The organism is Roseomonas sp. USHLN139, assembly GCF_037145735.1.
Lineage (GTDB): Bacteria > Pseudomonadota > Alphaproteobacteria > Acetobacterales > Acetobacteraceae > Pseudoroseomonas.
In genome coordinates this window covers 256504-278973 of sequence record NZ_JBBCWY010000002.1, presented here as the reverse complement: position 1 = coordinate 278973, position 22470 = coordinate 256504, and the positions used below count along the sequence as shown (strand labels likewise).

Annotated in this window: 18 protein-coding genes; 10 read left to right on the top strand and 8 right to left on the bottom strand. The window is 72.5% G+C overall.

Features of this window, described 5'->3' with window-relative positions; translation table 11 throughout:
* The first annotated feature begins 89 nt into the window (after window positions 1–89).
* Genes WFI16_RS08555 through WFI16_RS08545 form a run of 3 tightly spaced genes read left to right on the top strand, consistent with a single transcriptional unit; the run spans window position 90 to window position 4212 of the window.
* The gene (locus WFI16_RS08555) at window positions 90–461 is read left to right on the top strand and encodes a hypothetical protein (protein ID WP_419897398.1); all 372 of its coding nucleotides are present in this window, start codon (window positions 90–92) and stop codon (window positions 459–461) included.
* Entirely contained in the window at window positions 458–3289 is a 2832-nt protein-coding gene (locus tag WFI16_RS08550; protein ID WP_419897397.1) for a response regulator, read from the top strand. The genes WFI16_RS08555 and WFI16_RS08550 overlap by 4 nt, the downstream gene beginning before the upstream one ends.
* On the top strand, window positions 3286–4212 hold the full coding sequence (locus WFI16_RS08545) for a diguanylate cyclase domain-containing protein (RefSeq protein ID WP_419897396.1): 927 nt from the start codon (window positions 3286–3288) through the stop codon (window positions 4210–4212). Before WFI16_RS08550 ends, WFI16_RS08545 begins: the two co-directional genes overlap by 4 nt.
* A 19-nt stretch (window positions 4213–4231) precedes the next feature.
* On the opposite strand, the gene WFI16_RS08540 is transcribed toward WFI16_RS08545, so the two are convergent.
* Window positions 4232–5551, bottom strand: a complete 1320-nt coding sequence (locus WFI16_RS08540; protein ID WP_419897395.1) for an LLM class flavin-dependent oxidoreductase — start codon at window positions 5549–5551, stop codon at window positions 4232–4234.
* Between the two features lie 152 nt (window positions 5552–5703).
* Here WFI16_RS08540 and WFI16_RS08535 point away from each other — a divergent pair, with 152 nt between their 5' ends.
* The 3 genes from WFI16_RS08535 (at window position 5704) to WFI16_RS08525 (ending at window position 8811) form a co-directional block, all read left to right on the top strand.
* Window positions 5704–6144, top strand: a complete 441-nt coding sequence (locus WFI16_RS08535; RefSeq protein WP_419897394.1) for a GNAT family N-acetyltransferase — start codon at window positions 5704–5706, stop codon at window positions 6142–6144.
* Between the two features lie 86 nt (window positions 6145–6230).
* Complete coding sequence (locus tag WFI16_RS08530) at window positions 6231–7571, top strand: protease (RefSeq protein WP_419897393.1); 1341 nt, start codon at window positions 6231–6233, stop codon at window positions 7569–7571.
* A gap of 10 nt (window positions 7572–7581) precedes the next feature.
* The gene (locus WFI16_RS08525) at window positions 7582–8811 is read left to right on the top strand and encodes a cyclopropane-fatty-acyl-phospholipid synthase family protein (RefSeq protein ID WP_419897392.1); all 1230 of its coding nucleotides are present in this window, start codon (window positions 7582–7584) and stop codon (window positions 8809–8811) included.
* A 22-nt stretch (window positions 8812–8833) separates the two neighbouring features.
* On the opposite strand, the gene WFI16_RS08520 is transcribed toward WFI16_RS08525, so the two are convergent.
* The 3 genes from WFI16_RS08520 to WFI16_RS08510 form a co-directional block, all read right to left on the bottom strand.
* On the bottom strand, window positions 8834–10225 hold the full coding sequence (locus tag WFI16_RS08520; RefSeq protein ID WP_419897391.1) for a M20 family metallopeptidase: 1392 nt from the start codon (window positions 10223–10225) through the stop codon (window positions 8834–8836).
* 103 nt (window positions 10226–10328) lie between these two features.
* Window positions 10329–11585 (bottom strand): MFS transporter, encoded by a 1257-nt coding sequence (locus WFI16_RS08515; RefSeq protein ID WP_419897390.1) that lies wholly within the window; start codon window positions 11583–11585, stop codon window positions 10329–10331.
* A 148-nt stretch (window positions 11586–11733) separates the two neighbouring features.
* Window positions 11734–12576 (bottom strand): hypothetical protein, encoded by an 843-nt coding sequence (locus tag WFI16_RS08510; protein ID WP_419897389.1) that lies wholly within the window; start codon window positions 12574–12576, stop codon window positions 11734–11736.
* A 204-nt stretch (window positions 12577–12780) separates the two neighbouring features.
* Here WFI16_RS08510 and WFI16_RS08505 point away from each other — a divergent pair, with 204 nt between their 5' ends.
* Window positions 12781–13260: a glutathione peroxidase gene (locus tag WFI16_RS08505; RefSeq protein WP_419897388.1), complete on the top strand. Its 480-nt coding sequence runs from the start codon at window positions 12781–12783 to the stop codon at window positions 13258–13260.
* 31 nt (window positions 13261–13291) lie between these two features.
* Here the strand turns inward: WFI16_RS08505 and WFI16_RS08500 are convergent, their stop codons facing one another.
* Entirely contained in the window at window positions 13292–14302 is a 1011-nt protein-coding gene (locus tag WFI16_RS08500; protein ID WP_419897387.1) for a Bug family tripartite tricarboxylate transporter substrate binding protein, read from the bottom strand.
* 400 nt (window positions 14303–14702) lie between these two features.
* Here WFI16_RS08500 and WFI16_RS08495 point away from each other — a divergent pair, with 400 nt between their 5' ends.
* From WFI16_RS08495 to WFI16_RS08485, 3 genes are all read left to right on the top strand, one after another.
* Window positions 14703–15518, top strand: coding sequence for a LysR substrate-binding domain-containing protein (locus tag WFI16_RS08495; protein WP_419897778.1), 816 nt, complete (start codon window positions 14703–14705; stop codon window positions 15516–15518).
* Window positions 15519–15610: 92 nt separating this feature from the next.
* Entirely contained in the window at window positions 15611–17347 is a 1737-nt protein-coding gene (locus WFI16_RS08490; protein ID WP_419897386.1) for an IlvD/Edd family dehydratase, read from the top strand.
* Window positions 17348–17414: 67 nt separating this feature from the next.
* Window positions 17415–18326 (top strand): dihydrodipicolinate synthase family protein, encoded by a 912-nt coding sequence (locus WFI16_RS08485; RefSeq protein ID WP_419897385.1) that lies wholly within the window; start codon window positions 17415–17417, stop codon window positions 18324–18326.
* A 43-nt stretch (window positions 18327–18369) separates the two neighbouring features.
* Here WFI16_RS08485 and WFI16_RS08480 read toward each other — a convergent pair whose 3' ends face one another.
* The 3 genes from WFI16_RS08480 to WFI16_RS08470 all read right to left on the bottom strand — a co-directional run bounded on the left by WFI16_RS08480 (window position 18370) and on the right by WFI16_RS08470 (window position 22332).
* Window positions 18370–18999: a glutathione S-transferase family protein gene (locus WFI16_RS08480; protein WP_419897384.1), complete on the bottom strand. Its 630-nt coding sequence runs from the start codon at window positions 18997–18999 to the stop codon at window positions 18370–18372.
* Between the two features lie 131 nt (window positions 19000–19130).
* Window positions 19131–19292 (bottom strand): hypothetical protein, encoded by a 162-nt coding sequence (locus tag WFI16_RS08475; protein ID WP_419897383.1) that lies wholly within the window; start codon window positions 19290–19292, stop codon window positions 19131–19133.
* Window positions 19293–19401: 109 nt separating this feature from the next.
* Window positions 19402–22332: a PAS domain-containing protein gene (locus WFI16_RS08470; RefSeq protein WP_419897382.1), complete on the bottom strand. Its 2931-nt coding sequence runs from the start codon at window positions 22330–22332 to the stop codon at window positions 19402–19404.
* Window positions 22333–22470 lie beyond the last annotated feature (138 nt).

Here is a 22470-nt window from a genome sequence, read left to right as displayed (position 1 = left end):
GCAATTCCGCCGAAAGGCGCTTTATGCTACGCCGCTTTCTTCACGCGAACGTGTGTCGCGACGGCGATGCGGGGGACAGGCCGGCGATGATGGCGGAGCGTCTGCCTCCGGGCGACGGGACAACGGGCGGATGGGCCGCGGAATGGCGCAGCCTGCGCCCGGCGGCGCTGCTGCTGGCGGCCAGCCTGGGCGGCATCGCGCTGCTCGGTGCGATCGCTCCGCGCCCGGCCGCCACCATGGCGGTGATCGGCGCCCCCTGGTGGGACGCGCCGCGCATGGCCGCGATCGCGGTCGCCGCCGGCGCCCGGCTGGTCGATGCCGGCCGCTTCGACAATGTGCTGATCGTTCGCCGCGCCGAGGGCGAGGACACCGACCTGGCCGCCGCGCTCTACGGCGCCGGCGCCTGGCTGGTGCTCGACGCGCCCGGCCCGCGCGGCTGCCTGGCAGGATTCTCCGGATGACCGAGCTCGACCGCCTGCGCGCCGGCTTCGCCCGCCTGCTGGTCCCGCTGCTCTGGCTGCACCTGCCGCTGATCTGGCTGGTGGCCGAGATCCTGCACCGTCCGCCGCTGCCGCCGCTGATGCTGGCGGCGCTGCTCGCGGCGGTGACGCACCTGACCTGGCGCCGGCACGGGACGGCGCCGGTCACCCGCTATGTCTCCGCCGTCGCCCTGATGGGCGAGCCGGCGCTGCTGGTCTGGCTGCTCGCCGGGGTCGGCTGGCAGATGGACATGCACATGTACTTCTTCGCCTGCTTGGCGCTGATGATGGCCTGGTGCGACGGGCGCAGCATCCTGGTGGCCGCCGCGGCCATCGCCGCGCATCACCTGCTGCTGAACTACGTCATGCCGGCCGCCGTCTTCGCCCAGGGCACCGATCTGAGTCGCGTGCTGCTGCATGCCGGCATCGTCGCCTTCCAGGCCGCCGTGCTGGTCTGGCTGAGCGGCATGGTGGCCCGGGCCTTCCACCGCATCGAGGCGATGCAGCGCGAGATCACCGAGCAGAACGAGAACCTGGAGATCCGCGTCGAGCAGCGGACGCGCGAGGCCGAGCAGGCCAATGCCGCGAAAAGCCTGTTCCTGGCCAATATGAGCCACGAGATCCGCACGCCGATGAACGCCATCCTCGGCTTCAGCCACCTGATGCTGCGCACCGGGCTGACCGAGCGGCAGCACGACTATGTCTCGAAGATCCGCGCGGCCTCCGCCACCCTGCTGAACCTGCTGAACGACATCCTCGACTTCTCCAAGATCGAGGCCGGCAAGCTGGCGCTGGAGACCGCCCCCTTCGACCTGCGCGACCTGGTCGAGCGGACCATGGGCATCGCCATGGTGCGGGCCCAGGAGAAGGGGCTGGCGCTGCGCTGGGACCTCGACCCCGCCATCCCGGCCCGGCTGCTGGGCGACGAGCTGCGGCTCGGCCAGATCGTGCTGAACCTGGTCAGCAACGCGGTGAAGTTCACCAGCGTCGGCGAGGTCACGCTGCAGCTGCGGCTGCGCGAGCGCCAGGCCGGCCGGCTGGTGATCGAGGGGGTGGTGCGCGACAGCGGCATCGGCATGTCGGCCGAGCAGCAGGCGCGGCTGTTCGAGAGCTTCTCCCAGGCCGACAGCTCGACCACGCGGCAGTTCGGCGGCACCGGCCTCGGCCTCGCCATCTGCCGCCAGCTGGTCGAGCTGATGCAGGGCGAGATCGCCGTGGAGAGCGTGGCGGGCGCCGGCAGCAGCTTCACCTTCACCGTGGTCATGGCCGAGGCCGGCGAGGCGCCGCGCGGGCTGAACCCGGAGGCGCTGCGCCGGCTGCGCGTGCTGATCGTCGACGACAACCAGGCCTCGCGCGAGATCCTGCACGGCTATTTCCAGTCCTGGATGATCAATGCCGAGCTGGTCGCCTCGGCCCGCGAGGGGCTGTCGGCGCTGCAGGCCGCCGCCAGCGAGGGGCATCCCTACGACCTGCTGCTGCTGGACTGGAAGATGCCCGGCATGGACGGCATCGAGGCGATGCGGGCGATGCGCGCCGTGCTGCCCGAGGAGCGGTGGCCGGCGGTCTTCATGATCTCCGCCTATGGCCAGGACCGCGCCATGGGCGAGGCCGAGGCCATGGGCATCGCCGGCTTCCTGGCCAAGCCGGTCACCGCCGCGGCGCTGCTCGAGGCGCTGCAGCGCCAGTTCGGCGGCGCGCGCGGCCCGGCCGCCACGGCGCCGCAGCCGGCCGCCGCCGCCGGCCCGCCGATGGTCGCGCCGTCGCGCCGCGGCGCCCGCGTGCTGCTGGTCGAGGACAACGAGATCAACATGGAGCTGGCGGTCGCCATCCTGGGCGATGGCGGGCTGGTGGTGGAGACCGCCGAGAACGGCCGCATCGCCGTCGACCGCCTGCTGAAGGCGGGCGAGGCCTTCGACGCCGTGCTGATGGACGTGCAGATGCCCGAGCTCGACGGCGTCGCGGCGACCCAGGAGATCCGCGCCGCCCGGCCCGGCGACGGCCTGCCGATCATCGCCATGACCGCGCATGCCTATGCCGCCGAGCGGCAGCGCTGCCTGGAAGCCGGCATGAACGACCATGTCGCCAAGCCGGTCGATCCGGCGGCGCTGATGCGCACCCTCGACCGCTGGATCCGCCTGCCGCTGGTCGCCGGCCCGGGCGGCGCGGTGACGGCCGCCGAGGCCCGCCCGGCGGTGCTGCTGCCCGACAGCCTGCCCCCCTTCGACCTGGCCTCGGCGCTGGCCCGGGTGAACGGCAAGTCGGCCCTGCTGCACAAGCTGATCGGCGATTTCGGCCGGAAGTTCGCCGGCTGCATCCCGCAGCTGCGCCAGCACGCCGCCGCGCGCCGGCAGGCCGAGGCGCGCATCCTGGCGCATACGCTGAAGGGGGTGGCCGGCTCGCTCGGCCTGGCCGAGGTGGCGATCCGCGCCGGCGAGGTGGAGCTGGCGCTGGCCGCCGGCGAGGCGCCGTCGGAGGCGCTGCTGGCGACGCTCGACGCGGCGCTGGGCCCGGCGCTCGCCGCCGCCGCCTCGCTCAGCATGGTGGGCGTGGCGCCGGCCGCGACGCCCGCGGCGGGCTTCGACCAGGCCGCGGCCGCCGCCCTGGTCGGCGAGCTGGAGGGTCTGCTGGCCCGCCGCAGCCTGCGCGCCCGCCGCGTCTTCGAGACGCTGGAGGCGGCGCTGCAGGGCCGTGGCGCGGCCGAGCTCGTGCCGCTGCGCGAGGCGCTCGGTGCGCTGGATTATGCGGCGGCGCGGACCGCCCTGACGGCGCTGGCGGAGAAGCTGGCGCTGACCAAGGAGAAGACGGCTTGAGGCGTCCGAACATCCTGATCGTCGATGACGAGGTCTCGAATATCGAGATCATGAGCGCCATCCTGGAGGATGATCACGAGATCTGTTTCGCGACCTCCGGCGAGGAGGCGCTGGAGGTCGCCCGGGCCGAGCTGCCCGACCTGATCCTGCTCGACGTGCTGATGCCCGGCATCGACGGCTACGAGGTCTGCCGCCAGCTCAAGGCCGATGCGGTGCTGGCCGATGTGCCGGTGATCTTCACCACCGCGCTCGGCGACCAGGAGGCCGAGGTGAAGGGCCTCGAGCTCGGCGCCATCGACTATGTCACCAAGCCGGTGGCGCCGGTCATCCTGCAGGCGCGGGTGCGCAACCATCTCGACATGAAGCGGATGCGCGACGAGCTGGCCGAGCTGGCCGTCACCGATGCGCTGACCGGCCTCGGCAACCGGCGCTGCCTGGAGCAGCGGCTGACGCAGGAGGCGGCACGCCTCGCCGCGACCGGCGAGATGCTCTCGGTCATCATCCTGGATGTCGACTTCTTCAAGCGCTTCAACGACCTCTATGGCCATGCCGAGGGCGACCGCTGCCTGACCATGGTCGCCGCCGCGCTGAACCGCGCCATGCACCGCAGCAACCACCTGGCGGTGCGCTACGGCGGCGAGGAATTCGCCTGCATCCTGCCGGGCCTGCCGCATGAGGAGGCGATGGAAATGGCGCATTCGATCCTGACCCGCGTGCAGGCGCTGGGCATCCCGCATCCGGCCTCCGACGCGGCGCCGCATGTGACGGTGACGGCCGGCGTCGCCACCGCCGCCTGCCGGCCGGAGGTCGAGCCGCAGCGCTGGATCGTTGCCGCCGACCGGCAGCTCTATGCCGCCAAGGCGGCGGGCCGCAACACCGTCGCCGGCCGCTTCTACGACGCCATCGCGCTGGCCGAACTCTAGGCCGGCGCGGCCGGGCGGATCAGCCGCTGGCGCACGGATGCGGCGGCCGCGCCAGGCCGAGATGGTCGCGCAGCGTCCGCCCTTCATAGGCGTGGCGCATCAGCCCGCGCCGCTGCAATTCCGGCACGACACGGTCGACGAAGCCCTCCATGTCGCGCGGCAGCAGGTTGAACAGCAGCATGAAGCCGTCGCAGGCGCCGGCCTCGAACCATTCCTGCATCTGGTCGGCGACCTCGGCCGCCGTGCCGCGGATCGTCCGGTTGCCGCGCTCGTAGCGCAGGTAGAGCTGGCGCAGGGTCAGCTTCTCGACCCGGATCATCCGCACGATGTGGTTGAAATAGGCCTGGTGGAAATTGGCCTTCTGCGGGATCCGCTCCTCCGGGATCGGCTGGTCGAGGTCGAGGCCGGACAGATCCGCCTCCAGGTCCATCGCCAGCCGGCTGCGCCCGACATCGGGGTGGATCAGCGCCTGCAGCTCGGCATGCATGTCCTCCGCCTCCTGCCGGCTCCCAGCCACCAGCACCGGCAGGCCGGCCAGCAGCCTGAGCTGATCGGGATCGCGGCCATGCTTCGGCATGCGGCCCTTCAGGTCGCGGTAGAAGGCGATGGCGTCCTCGAGCGTCGATTCCGAGCCGAAGACCACCTCCGCCGTCTCCGCCGCCAGCTCGCGGCCGGTGTCGGAGGCGCCGGCCTGGATGATCACCGGCCGCCCCTGCGGCGGGCGGGCGATGTTCAGCGCGCCGTTGACGCGGAAATGCGCGCCCTCATGCGCCACCGCATGCTGCCGGGCCGGGTCGAAGAACAGCCCCTGCGCGCGGTCGCGGATGAAGGCGTCATCCTCCCAGCTGTCCCACAGCTTCCGCACCACCTCGACGAACTCGCGCGCCCGGGCATAGCGGTCGCCATGCGCCGGCAGCCTGTCGAGGCCGAAATTCCGCGCGGCGAAGTCATTGGCCGAGGTGACGACGTTCCAGGCGGCGCGGCCCTGGCTCAGATGGTCGAGCGAGGCGAATTGCCGGGCGATGTTGTAGGGCTCGCTGAAGCTGGTGCTGGCGGTGCCGCCGAGGCCGATATGCCGCGTCGCCCCCGACAGCGCCGAGAGCAGCGTGATCGGCTCGAAGACGTTCATGAACAGCGGCATGCGGCTGAAGGCGGTCAGGTTGCTGGTCCGCGCCGCCGGGGTATCGGCGATGAAGAACAGGTCGAACAGCCCGCGCTCGGCGGTCTGCGCCAGCCGCCGGTAGTAGTCGATGCTGGTCGAGGCATCGGCCTGCGCCTGCGGGTGCAGCCAGGAGGCGACGTGGTAGCCCGTCGGATGCACCAGCGTCGCCAGCGCCATCCTCTTTCCGCCTTCCGCCACCGCATCCGCCCCCGCTGGTCGAGCCGGATTTGTCACAGCTGGGCGCCGGGCTGTCCAGAAGGGGGTGGCGGCGCCGGCTCTCCCGCGCCGCATCGGTTTCCGTGGCGCCGCGCCTGTGGCAGACTCGCCGCATGGCCGGAACACGATACGGCGTCGACCTGCGCGGCATCCAGGCCGGCGACGCCCAGGACCTCGCCGCCCTGCTCGACACCACGGCCCCCCGCATCGAGGCGCTGCTGCGCGACCCCGCGGCCGCCGCCACCGTGGCCACTGGCTGGAATGGCAGCGTCATCGGCGTCGTCGCCCTGCGCTGGGGCGCCGAGCTCACCGCCGACCGGCCCGGCGCCTGCATCACCGCTCTGGTGGTCGCGCCCGACGAGCGCCGCAACGGCATCGGGCGGCTGCTGCTGAAGGCGGCGGCGCAGGCGGCGCGGCAGCATGGCTGCGACCAGCTCGACATCGCCCTGCCGGAGGGCGCCGAGGCCGCCGCCGCCTTCTGCGCCGCCCTCGGCTTCACGCCGGGCGGCCAGGCCTGGCGCCGTCCGCTGCGCAAGCGCGCCGAGCCGCGCTGAGCCGCGCCACCCCTCCATCGACGCGCCCTGCCCCCCTGGTCGCCTTCCGGCGGCACCGTTAGCATGGCCGGTGCGAGGGGGCGTGCATGGGACAGTTGGTATTCCTGCTGGTGGGCTCGGAGGCGCTGCGGCGGCGCTGGTACATGCTGACCCTGCTGGCGCTGCTGCTGCTGGCGCTGGCGCTGCTGCTGCTGACCGGCGCCGCCCCGGCGGTGGTCAGCGCCACCACGGCGCTGTTCGGGCTGCTGGCCCTGCTGCACGGCCTGCTGGTGACGCTGTCGGCGCGGCCGGCGGCGGCGCAGGGCGGCAGCTGGCTGAACCTGGCGCGCGGCCTGGCGCTGGCCGCGATCGGCGCGCTGATCCTGGCGCGGCTGGCCGGCGCGCCGCTGCCGGCCGGGCCGCTGGCCGGCCTCGCCTTCATCGTTGACGGCGGCCTGCGCATCTTCGGCGGCCAGCTGATGCGCTTCGCCGCCTGGCGCCGCGTCGTGCTGGGCGGCGCGCTGGAGGTGCTGCTCGGCCTCGCTCTGCTCGCCGGCTGGCCGATTCCCGGCGAACAGGCGGTGCCCGTCTCGCTCGGCGTGCTGCTGCTGATCTCCGGCGCCGTGCTGCTGCAGCTGAGCTGGGAGCTGCGCCGGCTGGAGCCGGAAGCCGCCATCCTGCTGCTCTCGGTGTTCGGCGGCCGCGGCTGGCAGGACAATGCGCCGGTGCTGCCGGATGGCGGCAGCGGCCCGGCCGCGGCGCCGGCGCATCCGCTGACCATCCATGTCTGGACGCCCGCCGTCTCCGCCGGGGTGAAGCCCAGCCTGCCGGTGATCAACCGCTATGTCGCGGCGATGGACAGCAGCGGCAAGGTCTCGACCGGCCACTGCGCGCTGGAGGCCGGGCCGCTCTATATCAGCCACTATCCGGCCAACGAGCTCGCCTATGCGCCGGACCAGTTCGCCCAGACCATGCGGGCCACCGCCGAGAACGACCAGCCCGGGCGCTTCCTGCCCTCGCTCGCCGCCGAGATCGCCGAATGGTGCCCGCCCGACCAGCAGCTGGTGTTCCACCACTATGACGAGCGGCGGCTGCGCGCCTACTGGGCCGGCTACCGGCAGGACGACACCTACAACACCGCCAACCGCAACTGCGCGATCTGCGTCGCCGCCGCGCTGGAGGCGGCGCTGGAGGGCCGGCTCGCCTCGCCGCGGCCCTGGCTGCGCATCCTGCGGCTGCTGTGCAACCCGGACATCTGGTCCGCCGCGGTGCTGCGCAAGCACGCCTCCTCGATCACCTGGACGCCCGGCTCGGTGCTCGACTATGCCCGCGCGCTGCGCGAGGTGGTCGAGCCGCACGAGGCGCATCCGGCGCAGCGCCTGCGCCGCGCCGCCCGCCTGCTGCTCGGCGCCTGGCGCCGCGACAGCCAGGATCCCGTCATCCGCTGAGAGCCTGCGCATGAGCGAGCTGCTGCACCCTTCCGCCCCGCTGCCCGACACCACCCGCCTGCCGCGGCTGCAGGCCGCGCTGCTCGGCCGGCTCGGCGCGCTGCTGCCGCGCGGCACGCTGCTGGTGGTGACGCCGCAGGGCGGCCGCTGGCAGCATCGCGGCGCGGCGCCGGGGCCGGCGGCGGTGCTGGTGCTGCACCGCTGGCGCGCGCTGTCGCGGCTGTATCTCGGCGGCGATGTCGCCTTCGCCGAGGCCTATGGCGAGGGCGACTGGTCGAGCCCCGACCTCGCCAGCCTGATCGAGCTGGCGGCGGTGAACGGCGCGACGCTGGACCGGGCGGTGCGCGGCGGGCTGGCGGCGCGGCTCTGGCACCGGCTGCGGCACCGGCTGCGCGACAACAGCCGGGCCGGCAGCCGGCGCAACATCATCGCCCATTACGACCTGGGCAACGACTTCTTCGCCGCCTGGCTGGATCCGGGGATGTCCTATTCCTCAGGCCTGCACGCCACCGCCGACACCCAGCTGGAGGCGGCGCAGCTGGCCAAGCAGGAGCGGGTGCGCGCGCTGCTCGAGCCCGAGGCGGCCGGCACCATCCTGGAGATCGGCATCGGCTGGGGCGGGCTGGCCGAGCACCTGCTGCGCGGCAGCAAGGCGCGGCTGACCGGCATCACCCTGTCGCCGTCGCAGCTCGCTCATGCGCAGGCGCGGCTCGCCGCGGCCGGGCTGGCCGGGCGCGCCGAGCTGCGGCTGCAGGACTACCGCGACACGGCGGGCCGTTTCGACCGCATCGTCTCGATCGAGATGTTCGAGGCGGTGGGCGAGGCCTATTGGCCGGCCTATTTCCGCATGCTGCACGACCGGCTGGCGCCCGGCGGCATCGCCGTGCTGCAGGTCATCACCATCGCCGAGGCGCGCTACGCCGCCTATCGGCGCGGCGCCGACTTCATCCAGCGCCACATCTTCCCCGGCGGCATGCTGCCGACGGTCGGGCTGCTGCACAGCCAGATGGCCGCCGCCGGCCTCACCCTGGAGCATGAGGAGCGGTTCGGCGACAGCTATGCCCGGACGCTGGCCGAATGGCAGCGGCGCTTCGTGGCGGCCGCCCCGGCGATCGACCGGCTCGGGCTGGATGCGCGCTTCCAGCGGCTCTGGCGCTACTACCTCGCCTATTGCGAGGGCGGCTTCCGCGCCGGGGCGATCGATGTCGGGCTCTACCGCATCCGCCGCGAGGCCGGCTGAGCGCCGGGCGGGCGCGCGGCGCTCAGCCCGGCCAGGGCTGCTCGCCGAGGTCCCAGAACAGGCCGGCGGCGATCTCCAGCCCCTCGCGCATCAGCGGCAGCAGCGCATGCTCGTTCGGCGCGTGCTGCGAGCAGCCGCTGTAGGAATGCGGGATATAGACGGTGGGCAGGCCGAGGGTGATGGCGAAGCTGTCATTCGGCAGCGAGCCGCCGGCATTCGGGATGATCATCGGCGCCTTGCCGGTGCTGCGCTCGATCGAGGCGGCGACCAGCCGCGGCCAGGGCCCCTCGGGGTCCATCCGCGTCGCCGCCCAGTCGGCGCCCTCGACAATCGGCACCACCTCGACATCGTCGAAGCCCTCGGCCGCCAGATGCGCGCGGAGGGCGGGGATGAAGCTCTCCACCGGCCGGTCGACGGTGTAGCGGATCTGGCAGCGGGCGAAGGCCTCGGGCGGCACCGCATTGACCGGCGCCAGCGGATTGCCGGTGCTGAAGGCCAGTACCTCGAAGGTGTTCCATGAGAAGACCTTCTCGGCGGCGGAGAGGCCCGGCTCGCCCCACCAGCCGTTGATCTCCGGCCCGGTCGGCCCGCCATCGACGCGGCAGCTGCGCAGCGCCCGGCGGATGCTGTCGGGGATCGCCTCCGGCACCAGTGCGCGCACCAGCACCTTGCCGTTGCGGTCGATGATGCTGGCCAGCGCATGCGCCAGCCGCACGCCCGGATTGGCCAGCAGCCCGCCCCAATTGCCGGAATGGTGGCCGCCCTCGCGGTAGCGCACGCGCAGGTCGAAGCTGATGGCGCCGCGCGTGCCGAGGCTGAGCGTCGGCACGTCCGGCACCAGGCGCGGCCCGTCGGAGGCGATCAGCACATCGGCCTTCAGCGCCTCGCGATGCGCCGCGCAGAAGGCCTCGATGCCGGGGGAGCCCACCTCCTCGCTGGTCTCCAGCAGCACCACGACATTGTAGCCGAGCCGGCCGCGGATCTGCCGCACCACGTCGAGCGCGGCGAGATTGGCGGTGAACTGGCCCTTGTTGTCGACGATGCCGCGGCCGTAGAGCCGCTCGCCCCGCTGCGTCAGCACCCAGGGCGAGAGGCCCTCGAGCCACTCGCCCTCCATGCCCAGCACGGTGTCGCCATGGCCATAGGTCAGCAGCGTCGGCAGCGAGGGATCCTCGATGCGGCGGCCGATCAGGAAGGGGCCGCCCTTGCCCGAGGGATTCTCGTGCACCGTGCAGGCGAAGCCCATGCGCTCCAGGTCAGGAAGGATCTCCTGCTGCAGATAGGCCCAGAGATGCGGGCCGCTGGCCGGGTCCTGGCTGGCGGTCGGGAAGGCGACGCGGCGCCGCAGCACCTCCAGCAGCGACCCGTCGTCGAGCAGGCTGCGCGCGGCGGCGATGGCGGCGTCACGACTCATGCGGTGGTCTCCCCCGGTTTGTTGCGGCGCGCGATCGGCGCGCCGGAACCCTGTCTCTCGCCCATCCCGCCGGATGGCACAAGGGCGGCGGGGCCGGGCGGCATCAGCCCGGCGGCGGGCGCGCGGCCTCGGCCTCCATCGCCAGCAGGTCGAGCGACCAGAGCTGCTTCATGGTCAGCGCGGTGACCGCGACGATGCCGAGCGTCACCAGCCCGCCCGACCAGATGGCGGCGGTGACGCCGAGCAGGCTGGCGGCGATGCCGCTCTCCAGCGCGCCCAGCTCGTTGGAGGAGCCGATGAAGACCGAGCGCACCGCGGCGATGCGGCCGCGCATCGCCTCCGGCGCGGCGAGGCGCATGATGGCGCGGCGGATCACCACGCTCATCCCGTCGCAGAGCCCGGCGGTGAAGAAGGCGGCCAGCGACAGCCAGAGCGAGGTGGAGAGGCCGAAGATGATGATCGAGACGCCGAAGCCGGCGATCACCGCGTGCAGCACCTGGCCGGCCCGGTGCATCGGCAGGAAGCGCGCGCCGAACAGCGCGGCCAGCAGGGCGCCGGCGCTCATCGAGGCGCGCAGGAAGCCCAGCCCCACGGCGCCCACCCCCAGCACGTCGGTGGCGATCGCCGGCAGCAGCGCCACCGCGCCGCCGAAGAAGACGGCGAAGAGGTCGAGTGCCATCGAGCCGACCAGCAGCTGGTTGCGGAAGACGAAGCCGACGCCCTCGCCGATGCGGCGCAGCACGCTCTCGCCAGGCGCGACCTTGTGGCGCGGCGGGTGTTCCGAGACGCCCAGCGCCAGCAGCGCGAAGGAGGCGGTGAAGACCACGGTCAGCGCCGCATAGGTGAAGCCCGGCCCCATCGCCGCCCAGGCGAAGCCCGCCGCCACCGGCCCCAGGATATCGGCGCAGCGCCCGGTGGTGGCCAGCAGCGACACCCCGCGTAGGATCTGGTTGGGCGGCACCACCTGCGCCTCCAGCCCCGAGGCGGCGGGCACCTGGAAGGCCTTGGCGATGCCGAAGAGCAGCGCGATGCCATAGAGCAGCGGCAGCGCGGCATGGCCGGCCGAGAGCAGCGACAGGCCGAGCGTCAGCAGGCCGAGGCAGGCCGCGGTCACCAGCATGATCCGCCGCCGGCTGCGCAGATCGGCGATATGCCCGCCATAGAGCACCAGGGTGACGCCGGGGACCGCCTCGATCAGCCCGAGCAGGCCGAGATCCAGCGGGTTGGAGCGCACCTCGTAAACCTGCAGCCCCAGCAGCACCGCGATCGCCGAGGCCGCGAAGCGCTCCAGGTTGCTGGAGAGCATGAAGGACAGAAATTCGCGGCTGCGCAGCAGGGAGGTGGGCAGGGAGGCGGTCATGGGCATCCTGGGGCGGGCGGGCTGGGGCCCCGCCAGGATAGGCCAGGGCGGCGCGCGCCACATCCCGCGCCCGGGGCGCAGCTGGGGCGCGGCCGGGGCAGCGCCGGCGCGCCGTCCGTCTCAGCCGCCCGGCCCGGCCGGGCCGCGCTCAGGTGCGGCGCAGGGGCCGGCCGCTGCCGCCATTCGGGCTGCCGGGGGCGGGACGGGCATCCTCCACCCGGTCCTCCAGCGCCCCGACCTTGCCGGCGGGCGGGCGCGCACCCTGCTGATAGGGATTGCCGCCGTCGCGCTGCGACGAACCACCGCTATCGCGCTGCGAGGGGCCGTCATAGGACGGGCCGCCGCCCTTGCCGGTGCCGCCGGTGTTGTTGTCGGGCCCGCCGCCGAAGGGCTGGGTCGGCGCCGAGGGGCGGCCCTCGCGCGGGGTGGCCATGGCCTCGCGGCCGGAATAGCTGGCCATGCAGCTGACCAGGTGGCTGCTGATCTCGCTGGAGCCGGTCAGCGCTGTGGTCCAGGCGCCCTCATTGCCCTGCAGGAACTGGATCTGCATCCGGGCGCCGCTGCGGAAGATATTGAGGAACTCTTTCACATCGGCCAGCTCGGCATCGCTGTCATTGCCGATGGTGATGCTGATCAGGCTGTCGTCGATCGCCCGGGCATTGGCGCGCCAGGGGGCGGCGCGGTCGATCATCAGGCGCACCGGCACGGCGGTGCCGCGCGGGATCGCCCAGCCGACCTTGCCCAGATGCAGCGTCAGGTGCCTGGTGCCGGCAAAATGCTTGATGGCGAAATACCGCCCGCCGCCGCGGATGCTGACGCCGCAGACGCGGTTGCCATCATTGGCGACGCCGCGGAAGGCCGTCCAACCATTGGCGCTGGCATATTCCTGCACCCCGTTGCGCTCCGGCTGCCCCTGGGCGGCGGCCGGGAGGGCGATCAGCAGCCCCGCTGCCAGCCAACCCGCCGCCCCCAGCAGGCCAGCGTGAGCCATCAAGCCTCGACCCGGCAGTCCGCGCATCCGTCCTCTCCGCTCCAGCCCTGTCGATCGCGTGATCCAGGCTTCCCGACGATTTCGCCAAGCCACCACGCTCTAGCCTGGAAGATAAGGGCCTCCAACGCCCCTTGCCGCCCCGGCGGCCGGCTGGCAGAGGCAGTTCACGATGTTTTTCGCCCGCCACCGCCTCCGGGGATCCGCATGACCGAGCTCTTCACGCTGCCGCTGGTGCTGGGCGACGGCCGGCCGACCACGCTGGAGGCCTGGCGCGGCCAGGTGCTGCTGGTGGTGAACACCGCCAGCCAATGCGGCTTCACCCCGCAATACGAGGGGCTGCAGGCGCTGCAGCGGGATTTCGGGCCGCGCGGCTTCAGCGTCCTCGCCTTCCCCTGCAACCAGTTCCGCGGCCAGGAGCCCGGCAGCGATGCCGAGATCGCCGCCTTCTGCACCAGCCGCTTCGCGGTCAGCTTCCCGGTCTTCGCCAAGGTCGAGGTGAACGGTCCCGGCGCGCATCCGCTGTTCCAGGCGCTGAAAGCAGCGCAGCCCGGGCTGCTGGGCACCCGGGCGATCAAGTGGAATTTTTCCAAGTTCCTGATCGCCCGGGACGGCCGGGTGGTGGCGCGTTTTGCGCCGACCACCCGGCCGGAGGCGTTGCGCGGGGCCATCGAGCCGCTGCTCTGAGGCCACCCCGCCGGCGGCCTGCGGAGGAGGATCAGCCGTCGGCGCGGATATTGGCGGCGCGGGCGACCTCGCCCCAGCGGGCATGGTCGCGGCGCACCCGCTCGTCGAACTCGGCGGCCGTGCCGCCGCCCGGCTCGTCGCCCTGACCGGTGATACGCTCGCGCACCGTGGCATCGGCCAGCGCGACGTTCAGCGCGGCATTGACCTTCTGCACCACCTCGGCCGGCGTGCCGCGCGGGGCGGAGAGGCCGATCCAGCTGGTGATCGAGAAGTCCTTCACCCCCTGCTCGGCCGCCGTCGGGATCTCCGGGAAGGCGGGGGCGCGCTTGTCGCCGGTGACCAGCAGGCCCTTAACCTGGCCGGACTTCAGGAAGGGCGCCACCACCGAGGCGGCGTCGAACAGCATCGGGAAGCGGCCGGCGATGAAGTCCTGCATGGCCGGGCCGCTGCCGCGATAGGGGATGCTCTCCATCGCCGGGTTGCCGATGCGGCTGCGGAACAGCTCCATCGCGCAATGCGACATGCTGCCGGCGGCGGCGGTGCCGTAATCGACGCCCTTCGGCTGGCTGCGGATCCAGGAGGCGAGCTCATCGACATTCTTCGCCGGCACGGAGGGATGCAGGCAGAGCACCAGCGAGCTCTGCAGCGCCAGGCCCACCGAGACCAGCTCCAGCGGGTTGATGGTCATGCCCGGGAAGGTATGCGGGTTGATCGCCATCGAGCTGGAATTGGCGGCGAGCAGGGTATAGCCGTCGGGCCGCGCGCGCAGCACCGCCTCGGTGCCCAGATTGCCGCCGGCGCCGCCACGGTTGTCGATCACCACCGGCTGGCCGAGCGCGGTCGACATACCCTGCTGGATGACGCGGGCGGCGAAGTCGGTCTGGCCGCCGGGCGGGAAGCCGACCACCAGGGTGACCGGGCGGCTCGGCCAGGCGGCCTGGGCGGAGGCCAGGCGCGGAGCGGCCAGGGCGCCGGCGCCCAGCGCCAGGCCACCGGTCAGCAGCGCGCGGCGCGAGGCCGCGGGAACGGGGGTCTTGGTCATGATTTCCTCGGTCATTCTTGGACAGGCCGAAGGCATGACGCCCGGACGCAGGCGGGCGCGCGCGGCCACGGGGCGGAGGGGCACCCCCGGCGGACATCGTCATCCCGGATGCGGGCCCTGGGCGGCGGGCCGTCTGGTTGCAGAATGGTTAGATGCGCCGTGGCATGACCGTCCAGCGCATTTTTCCGCCGCCATGATACCGGATCTGATATGCCATCAGGCATGGCCAAGCCCACGCCCCTCCGCCCCCTCGCCCCCGACTGGTTCGCCCGTGCCCGGCTGAAGCTGCGCCACCTGCAGCTGCTGGTGGCGCTCGACGAGCTGCGCAACCTGAACCGCGCGGCGCAAAGCCTGGGCCTGACCCAGCGCCGCCTCGCGGCTGCTGGCCGAGGTGGAGCAGATGGTGGGCGGCGCCGTCTTCGAGCGCCGGCCGCGCGGGGTGGAACCCAATGCGCTGGGCGAGGTGCTGCTGCGCCGCGCCCGGCTGGTGCTGGTCGAGCTGCAGCAGGCGGCGGCCGAGCTGAACGGGCTGCGCTCGGGCAGCGGCGGCGCGGTCGCCATCGGCGCGGTGACGGCGCCGGCGGTGGATGCAGTGATGCGGGCGGTGGAGGCGATGCAGCGCGACACGCCCGGGCTGCAGGTGACGGTGGAGGTGGAGCCCAGCGCCCGGCTGATCGAGGGGCTGCGGCGCGGCCGGCTGGACCTGGCGCTGGCCCGCATCCCGGCCGGCGTCCAGGCCGGGGAGCTCGACTACCGCGAGGTGGGCGAGGAGGAGCTGTGCTTCCTGGTGCAGGATGCGCACCCGCTGCTGGGGCGGGAGCGGATCGGGCTGGCGGACCTGCTGGGCTTCACCTGGCTGCTGGAGCCGGCGGGCAGCCTGCTGCGCCAGGCGGTGGAAATGCTGTTCGCGCGGCACGGGCTGCCGATGCCGGGGCGGGTGATCAACACGGCGTCCATCCTGCTGAACCTGGCGGCGCTGGGACGCGGCGACGCGGTCTCGGTGGTCAGCGCGCCGGTCGCCGCGATGCTCGGCGCGCAGGGGCGCTTCCGCCGCCTGCCGCCGCTGCGCGAGGCCGAGTTCTTCGCGGTCTCGCCCTACGGCCTGATCCGGATGCGCGACCGGCCGCTGTCGCCCGCCGCTGCGCGGCTGCAGGCGGTGCTGGAGCCGATGCTGTTCGGCGTCCGAGATACCGGAATCGTCATGTCGAAGGGGTAAATCCTGATTGGATCGATATGCCGGGCCGTGGCTAGCTTGCGGCCCCACGCTGCTCCCCGGCGGCGCGGCGCTCCAGCGGGATGGGAAACGCGATGGCTGAAGAACAACAGAAAAAGACGCTGCGCAGCCAGGAATGGTTCGGGCGGCAGGACAAGATGGGGTTCTACTACCGCTCCTTCCTGAAGAACCGCGGCATCCCGCAGGACCAGTTCGACGGAAGGCCGGTGATCGGCATCTGCAACACCTGGTCCGAGCTGAACCCCTGCAACAGCCATTTCCGCACCATCGCCGAGCATGTCCGCTATGGCGTGCTGGAGGCGGGCGGCTTCCCGCTGGAATTCCCGGTCTCCTCGCTCGGCGAGGTGACGATGCGGCCGACGGCGATGCTGTACCGCAACCTCGCCGCGATGGACGTGGAGGAAGGCATCCGCGCGCATCCGCTGGATGGCGTGGTGCTGCTGATGGGCTGCGACAAGACCACCCCGGCCCTGCTGATGGGGGCTGCCAGCGCCGACCTGCCGGCGATCGGCGTCTCCGGCGGGCCGCAGCTGCGCGGGGTGTATCGCGGGCAGATCATCGGCTCGGGCACCAACATCATCTCGATGAGCGAGCAGCTGCGCGCCGGCGAGATCACGCTGAAGGAATTCCATGAGGCCGAGGCGGGGATGAACCGCAGCCATGGCTCCTGCATGACCATGGGCACGGCCTCCTCGATGGCCTCGATGGTCGAGGCGCTGGGCATCGGCCTGCCGACCAATGCCGCCATCCCCGCCGTCGACGCGCGCCGCAACGAGCTGGCGCGGCTCTCCGGCCGCCGCATCGTGCAGATGGTGCATGAGGACCTGACACCGACGAAGATCCTGACGCGCGAGGCTTTCGAGAACGCCATCCGCACGCTGGCGGCGATCGGCGGCTCGACCAATGCCGTGGTGCATCTGATCGCCATCGCCCGGCGCATCGGCGTCGAGCTGACCCTGGAGGATTTCGACCGGCTGGGCCGCGGCGTGCATTGCCAGGTCAACCTGATGCCCTCCGGCCAGTATCTGATGGAGGATTTCTACTATGCGGGCGGCCTTCCCGTGGTGCTGCGCGATCTGGCCGAGGCCGGGCTGCTGCACAAGGATGCGCTGACGGTCAATGGCCGGACGATGTGGGAGAATGTGCGCGAGGCGGAGTGCTGGAACCGCGAGGTGATCACCAGCATCGCCGAGCCGTTCAAGCCGGATGCCGGCATCGCCATCCTGCGCGGCAACCTGGCGCCCAATGGCGCGGTGATCAAGCCCTCGGCGGCCTCGCCGCATCTGCTGAAGCATACCGGCCGCGCCGTGGTCTTCGAGAGCATCGAGGACCTGCACCACCGCAAGGACGATCCGGATCTCGACATCGATGCCGACTGCATCATGGTGCTGCAGAATTGCGGCCCGCGCGGCTATCCCGGCATGGCCGAGGTCGGCAACATGCCGCTGCCGCAGAAGCTGCTGAAGGAGGGGGTGCGCGACATGGTGCGCATTTCCGACGCGCGGATGTCGGGCACGGCCTATGGCACGGTGGTGCTGCATGTGGCGCCCGAGGCCGCGGCCGGCGGCCCGCTGGCGCTGGTGCGCAGCGGCGACCTGATCACGCTGGACGTCAAGGCGGGCTCGCTGCACCTGCATGTCGACGAGGCGGAACTCGCCGCGCGCCGCGCTGCCTGGGTGCCGCCCGCGCCGCCGATGGATCGCGGCTATACCCGCATGTATGTCGAGCATGTGCTGCAGGCCGACGAGGGCGCCGATTTCGACTTCCTGGTCGGCAAGAGCGGCTCCCCCGTCCCCCGCGACAATCACTGACAGAAAAAAGATGGGGGTCTGGGGGAATTCCTTCCCCCAGCCTTCCTGTTCGTTGGGAGGATTTTTAATGGCCTATCGCGGCATTTTCCCGGTCGTGCCCACGATCTTTGACGAGCGCGGCGCGCTGGACCTGGACGGCCAGAAGCGCTGTGTCGACTTCATGATCGATGCCGGCTCCGACGGTCTCTGCATCCTGGCGAATTTCTCCGAGCAGTTCGTGCTGTCCGACGAGGAGCGGGCGCTGCTGACGCGGGAGATCCTGGCGCATGTGAAGGGCCGCGTCCCGGTGATCGTCACCACGACGCATTTCAGCACGCGGATCTGCGCCGAGCGCAGCCGCGAGGCCGAGGCGCTGGGTGCCAGCATGGTCATGGTGATGCCGCCCTATCACGGCGCCACCTTCCGCGTGGCGGAGCCGGCGATCTTCGACTTCTTCCAGGGCGTGTCGGAGGCGATCGGCATTCCGATCATGATCCAGGATGCGCCAGTGGCGGGAACGCCACTGTCCGCCGCCTTCCTGGCGCGGATGGCGCGCGAGATCGCGCAGGTGCGCTATTTCAAGATCGAGACGGCCGGCGCCGCCAGCAAGCTGCGCGAGCTGATCGCGCTGGGCGGCGAGGCGGTCGAGGGGCCCTGGGATGGCGAGGAGGCGATCACCCTGCTGGCCGACCTGGATGCGGGCGCGACCGGCAGCATGACCGGCGGTGCCTTCATGGACGGCCTCCGGCCGATCATCATGGACCACCTGGCCGGGCGGCGGGAGGAGGCGGTCGCCGGCTATGCCCGCTGGCTGCCGCTGATCAACTACGAGAACCGGCAATGCGGGCTGCTGGCGGCCAAGGCGCTGATGCTGGCGGGCGGGGTGATCCGCTGCGACGCGCCGCGCGCGCCGCTGGCGCCGATGCATCCGGCGGTGCGCGAAGGCCTGCTGGACGCGGCGCGCCGGCTGGATCCGCTGGTGCTGCGCTGGGGGAAGTAGACCGGCTCCCCGGGGGCCCCGCCCCCGGGAAACCGAAAGAGAGTTACGCCGGTTCCTGGGCGCGGTCGGCGGCCATGCGCTGATGCGCCGGGCGGGCCTGGACGGTGGCGATCCAGGCGGAGATCGCCGGGAATTCGGCGAACAGCGCCTTGGCCGGGGCGGCGTAGCGGACGATCTCGGCGACCATGATGTCGGCCACGGTGAAGCGGCCGCCGAGGACATGGCCGCCGCCCGCCTGCAGCTGGCGCTCCAGCACCGCGAAGGGGCGGCGCAGCGCGGCGGCATTGGCCTCGACATCGGTGCCGCGCAGGATGGCGAGGCTGCGGGGCTCGACCTCGGTCGCCGCCCAGAGCGCCCACTGGATCATCAGCGCCTCTTCCTGCGCGTCGCGCGCGGCGAGCGGGCCGCCGGCCTTGCGCGCCAGATAGAGGCAGATGGCCAGGGATTCGTGCAGGACGAAGTCGCCATCCTTCAGGCTGGGCACCATGCCGTTCGGATTGACCGCCAGGAACTCGGGCGAAGCGGTGTTCAACGGTGCGCCGGCGGCGGCGGGATCGGGCAGGCGATAGGACTGGATCACCGGCACATGCTGGAAATCGAGGCCGAGCTCATGGGCGAGCCAGACCGGCCGGGAGGCGCGCGAGCGCAGGACACCGTAGATGGTCAGCGACATGGTTCTGTCCGTTGTCAGGAAGAACCACGATCAGCTGGTGCCGCGACGATCTTGTCAAGCGGCGCCGCCGCCTGGGCGAATCGTGGTACCGGGCGCGCCGCCGGCGGCGACGCGCAGCCGGGCCGCAGAGGCTAGAAGAAGGGCCGCACCACCAGCACGAGGCCGGTCCAGAGCAGGGCCGAGAGGCCGAGGCCGATCATGATGCCGCGGGCCGGGCCGGCCGGGACGGCGCGCTTCGCGACCTTCGGTGCCGCCAGACGCATGCCGTGGAAAGCCTGGTGAAGATGCGCCATGGTTCGACCCCTGCTGGTGGGGCCAAGTTAAGCGGCAAATTCTCGCCAATTTGTTAACGGCGCCGTGATGGCGGGTGGCGGCCGGCCCGCCGGCGACGGACCGCCGCGGTCAGTCGGCGGCGATCAGCCCCCGTAGGCGCTGCGCCAGGGCCTCCAGCGAGAAGGGCTTGGTCAGCAGCTGCATCCCCGGCCCCAGATCGCCATGGCTCAGCACGGCGCTTTCGGCAAAGCCGGTGATGAACAGGATGCGCAGCCCGGGCCGCAGCCGCTGCGCCGCCTCGGCCAGCTGCCGGCCGTTCATGCCCCCCGGCAGGCCCACATCGGTGACCAGCAGGTCAAGCGGCGCCGCGGATTGCAGGATGCGCAGGCCGGCGGGGCCATCCGCCGCCTCCAGCGCGGCATAGCCCAGCTCCTCCAGCACCTCGGCCACCATCAGGCGGACGCTGGGCTCGTCGTCGACCACCAGCACCCGCTCGCCGCCGCCCTGCGGCATGGTGGCCTCGCCCGACGGCGGCGGCGGCAGGGCCGGCCCCGCATGCCGTGGCAGGTCGAGGCAGATGCAGCTGCCCTCGCCGGGGGTCGAGGCGATGCGCACCGTCCCGCCCGACTGCCGGACGAAGCCATAGATCATCGACAGGCCCAGCCCGGTGCCCTGGCCCTGCGGCTTGGTGGTGAAGAAGGGCTCGAAGGCGCGGGCGATCACCTCGGGCGTCATGCCGCTGCCACTGTCGCTGACGCAGAGGGTGACGTAGTCGCCGGGCGGCAGGCCGCCGGCGGCGGCCTCGGCCGCGTCCAGCCGGCGGTTGAGCGTCGCGATCTCCAGCCGGCCGCCCGACGGCATCGCGTCGCGCGCGTTGATGCAGAGGTTGAGCAGCGCATTCTCCAGCTGCGGCGGGTCGACCAGCACGGTCCAGAGCGCCGGCTCCGCCACCAGCACCAGCGCGATGGAGGGGCCGACGCTGCGGCGGATCATCTCCTCCATGCCGGCGACCAGGCGGTTGGCATCGGTCGGCCGCGGGTCCAGCGTCTGCCGGCGCGAGAAGGCCAGCAGCCGGTGGGTCAGCGCCGCCGCCCGCTGCGCCGCGCCGCGCGCCGCCTCGGCATAGCGCGGGATCTCGGCATACTGGCCCTGGGCCAGGCGCCGGGTCAGCAGCTCCAGGCTGCCGATGATGCCGGTCAGCAGGTTGTTGAAGTCGTGCGCCACCCCGCCGGTGAGCTGGCCGACCGCCTCCATCTTCTGGCTCTGCCGCAGCTGCTCCTCCAGCTCGCGCTGGCGGGTCGTCTCGACGCCGACGCCGAGGCGCCGCACCGGCCGCCCATCGGCGGCGAAATGCGTATGCCCGCGCGACAGCATCCAGCGGACCCGGCCGTTCCGGTGCAGGATGCGGTATTCGAGCTCCTGGTCGCCCTGGTGATGCAGCCCGGACTGCATCACCGCCTGCAGCCGCTCCCGGTCCTCGGGATGCACCTGCGCCAGCACCTGCTCGCGCCCGATGCCGGCCGCGAGCTCGGCCGGATCGAAACCGTAGAGGTCGGCGATGGCGGCATCGGCGGTGAAGCGGCCGCTGGCGACGTCGAAGCTCCAGACGCCGATGCCGCGCACCGCGGCCAGCGCCAGGCGGGAGAAGGCCCGCGCCTCCGCCAGGGCCTGGGCGCGCTCGGCCACCTGCTGCTCCAGCGAGGCGGCCAGCGTGCGCAGCTCCGCCTCGGCGCGGCGGCGCTCCACCGCCTGGCGCAGCCGCTGCGCCAGCTCGCCGGCGAAGGCGACCTCCTCCGCTGTCCAGGCCCGTGGCGCGGCCTGGTTGACGAAGAGCACGGCGACCAGCCGCCCGCCCTCCATCACCGGCAGGTTGATCAGCGCGTGGATGCCGGCCCCCTGCAGCATCGCGGCGATCGAGGCGGTGCGCGGATCGGCGCCGACATCCTCGACCACCACCGCCTCGCCCTGCAGCAGCACCGGGCCATAGTCGCCGAAGATGCACATCGGATAGTCGCCGGCCAGGCTCGCCAGGCCCGGCGCGGTCCAGTCCTCGCCCAGCGTGAAGCTGGCACCCTCCGCCGTGATGGTGCCATAGCCGGCGCGGTCGGCGCGCAGCGTGCGGCCGAGGATGGTGGCACCGATGCGCGCCATCTCCGCCGGCGCCCCGCCCTCACCCAGCCCGGCATCGAGCTCGGCCAGGGCAGCGCGGCGCCGCTCCGCCTCGCGTGCCGCGGTGACCTCGGTGAAGAGGATGACGAAGCGGTCGCCCTCCAGCCGCTGCAGCCGGCCCTCGTAGCAGCGGCCCGGCCGGTCGACCTGCCAGGGAGGCACCACGCCTGCGTCGCCATCGAGGAGGCGGGCGACCTGCCCGATCCGCGCCGCGTCGGCGCCGGGGAAGAGCTGGCGCAGCGGGGCGCCACGCGCCGTCCCGGCCGGCAGGCCGGTCATGGCGCACCAGGCCGGGTTGACGTCGAGACAGCGGGCCTCGACGACCTGCCCGGCCGGATCGCGGAGGGCCTCGCCGAGCAGCAAGGCTTCCTGCAGCCACGCGAAGACGCTGCGCCAGAGCGCCTCGCCCGCCGGCGGCGCCGGCCCGGCCGTGACAGGGGTGTCGACGGCCAGGGCGCGCGGGGTGCCGAGATGGGAGAGCAGCCGCCCGTGCCGGTCGCGCACCGGGGTGATCAGCAGGGCGTTGCGGAAGCGGCTGCCGTCGCGGCGGCGGTTGACCAGCTCGACCGCGACCTCCTGGCCCGCCGCCAGGGCGCCACGGATCCGCCCGCGCGCCGCCGGGTCGGTCTCCGGCGCCTGCAGCATCCGGCAGTTGCGGCCCAGCAGCTCGGCGGCGGAATAGCCGGTCAGTTCCTGGAAGGCCCGGTTGGCGAAGGTGATCGGGTGGTCGGGCTGGTTCGGATCGGTCAGCACCAGCGGCGTCGCAGCCTGCTCCAGCACCGTCAGCAGGGCCGACGGCGGGGTGGGCGCCGCCTCGGCGTGCAGCCGGACGAGTTCGACGAGCAGCGCCTGCTCGCGCTGCCACGGACTTTCGATCTCGCCGCGCTTCATCCTTCCATCCAGGTTGCCGCCGCGTTCCCCTTCGCGTCGCTTATCGCACCCGCCGAGACAACTGGCAATTTTATAAGCCTGTTCTTGACTTTAGCGCCGGATCTCGTGCCGCGGGAAGCGGCGCCGCGCGGGCGGGCC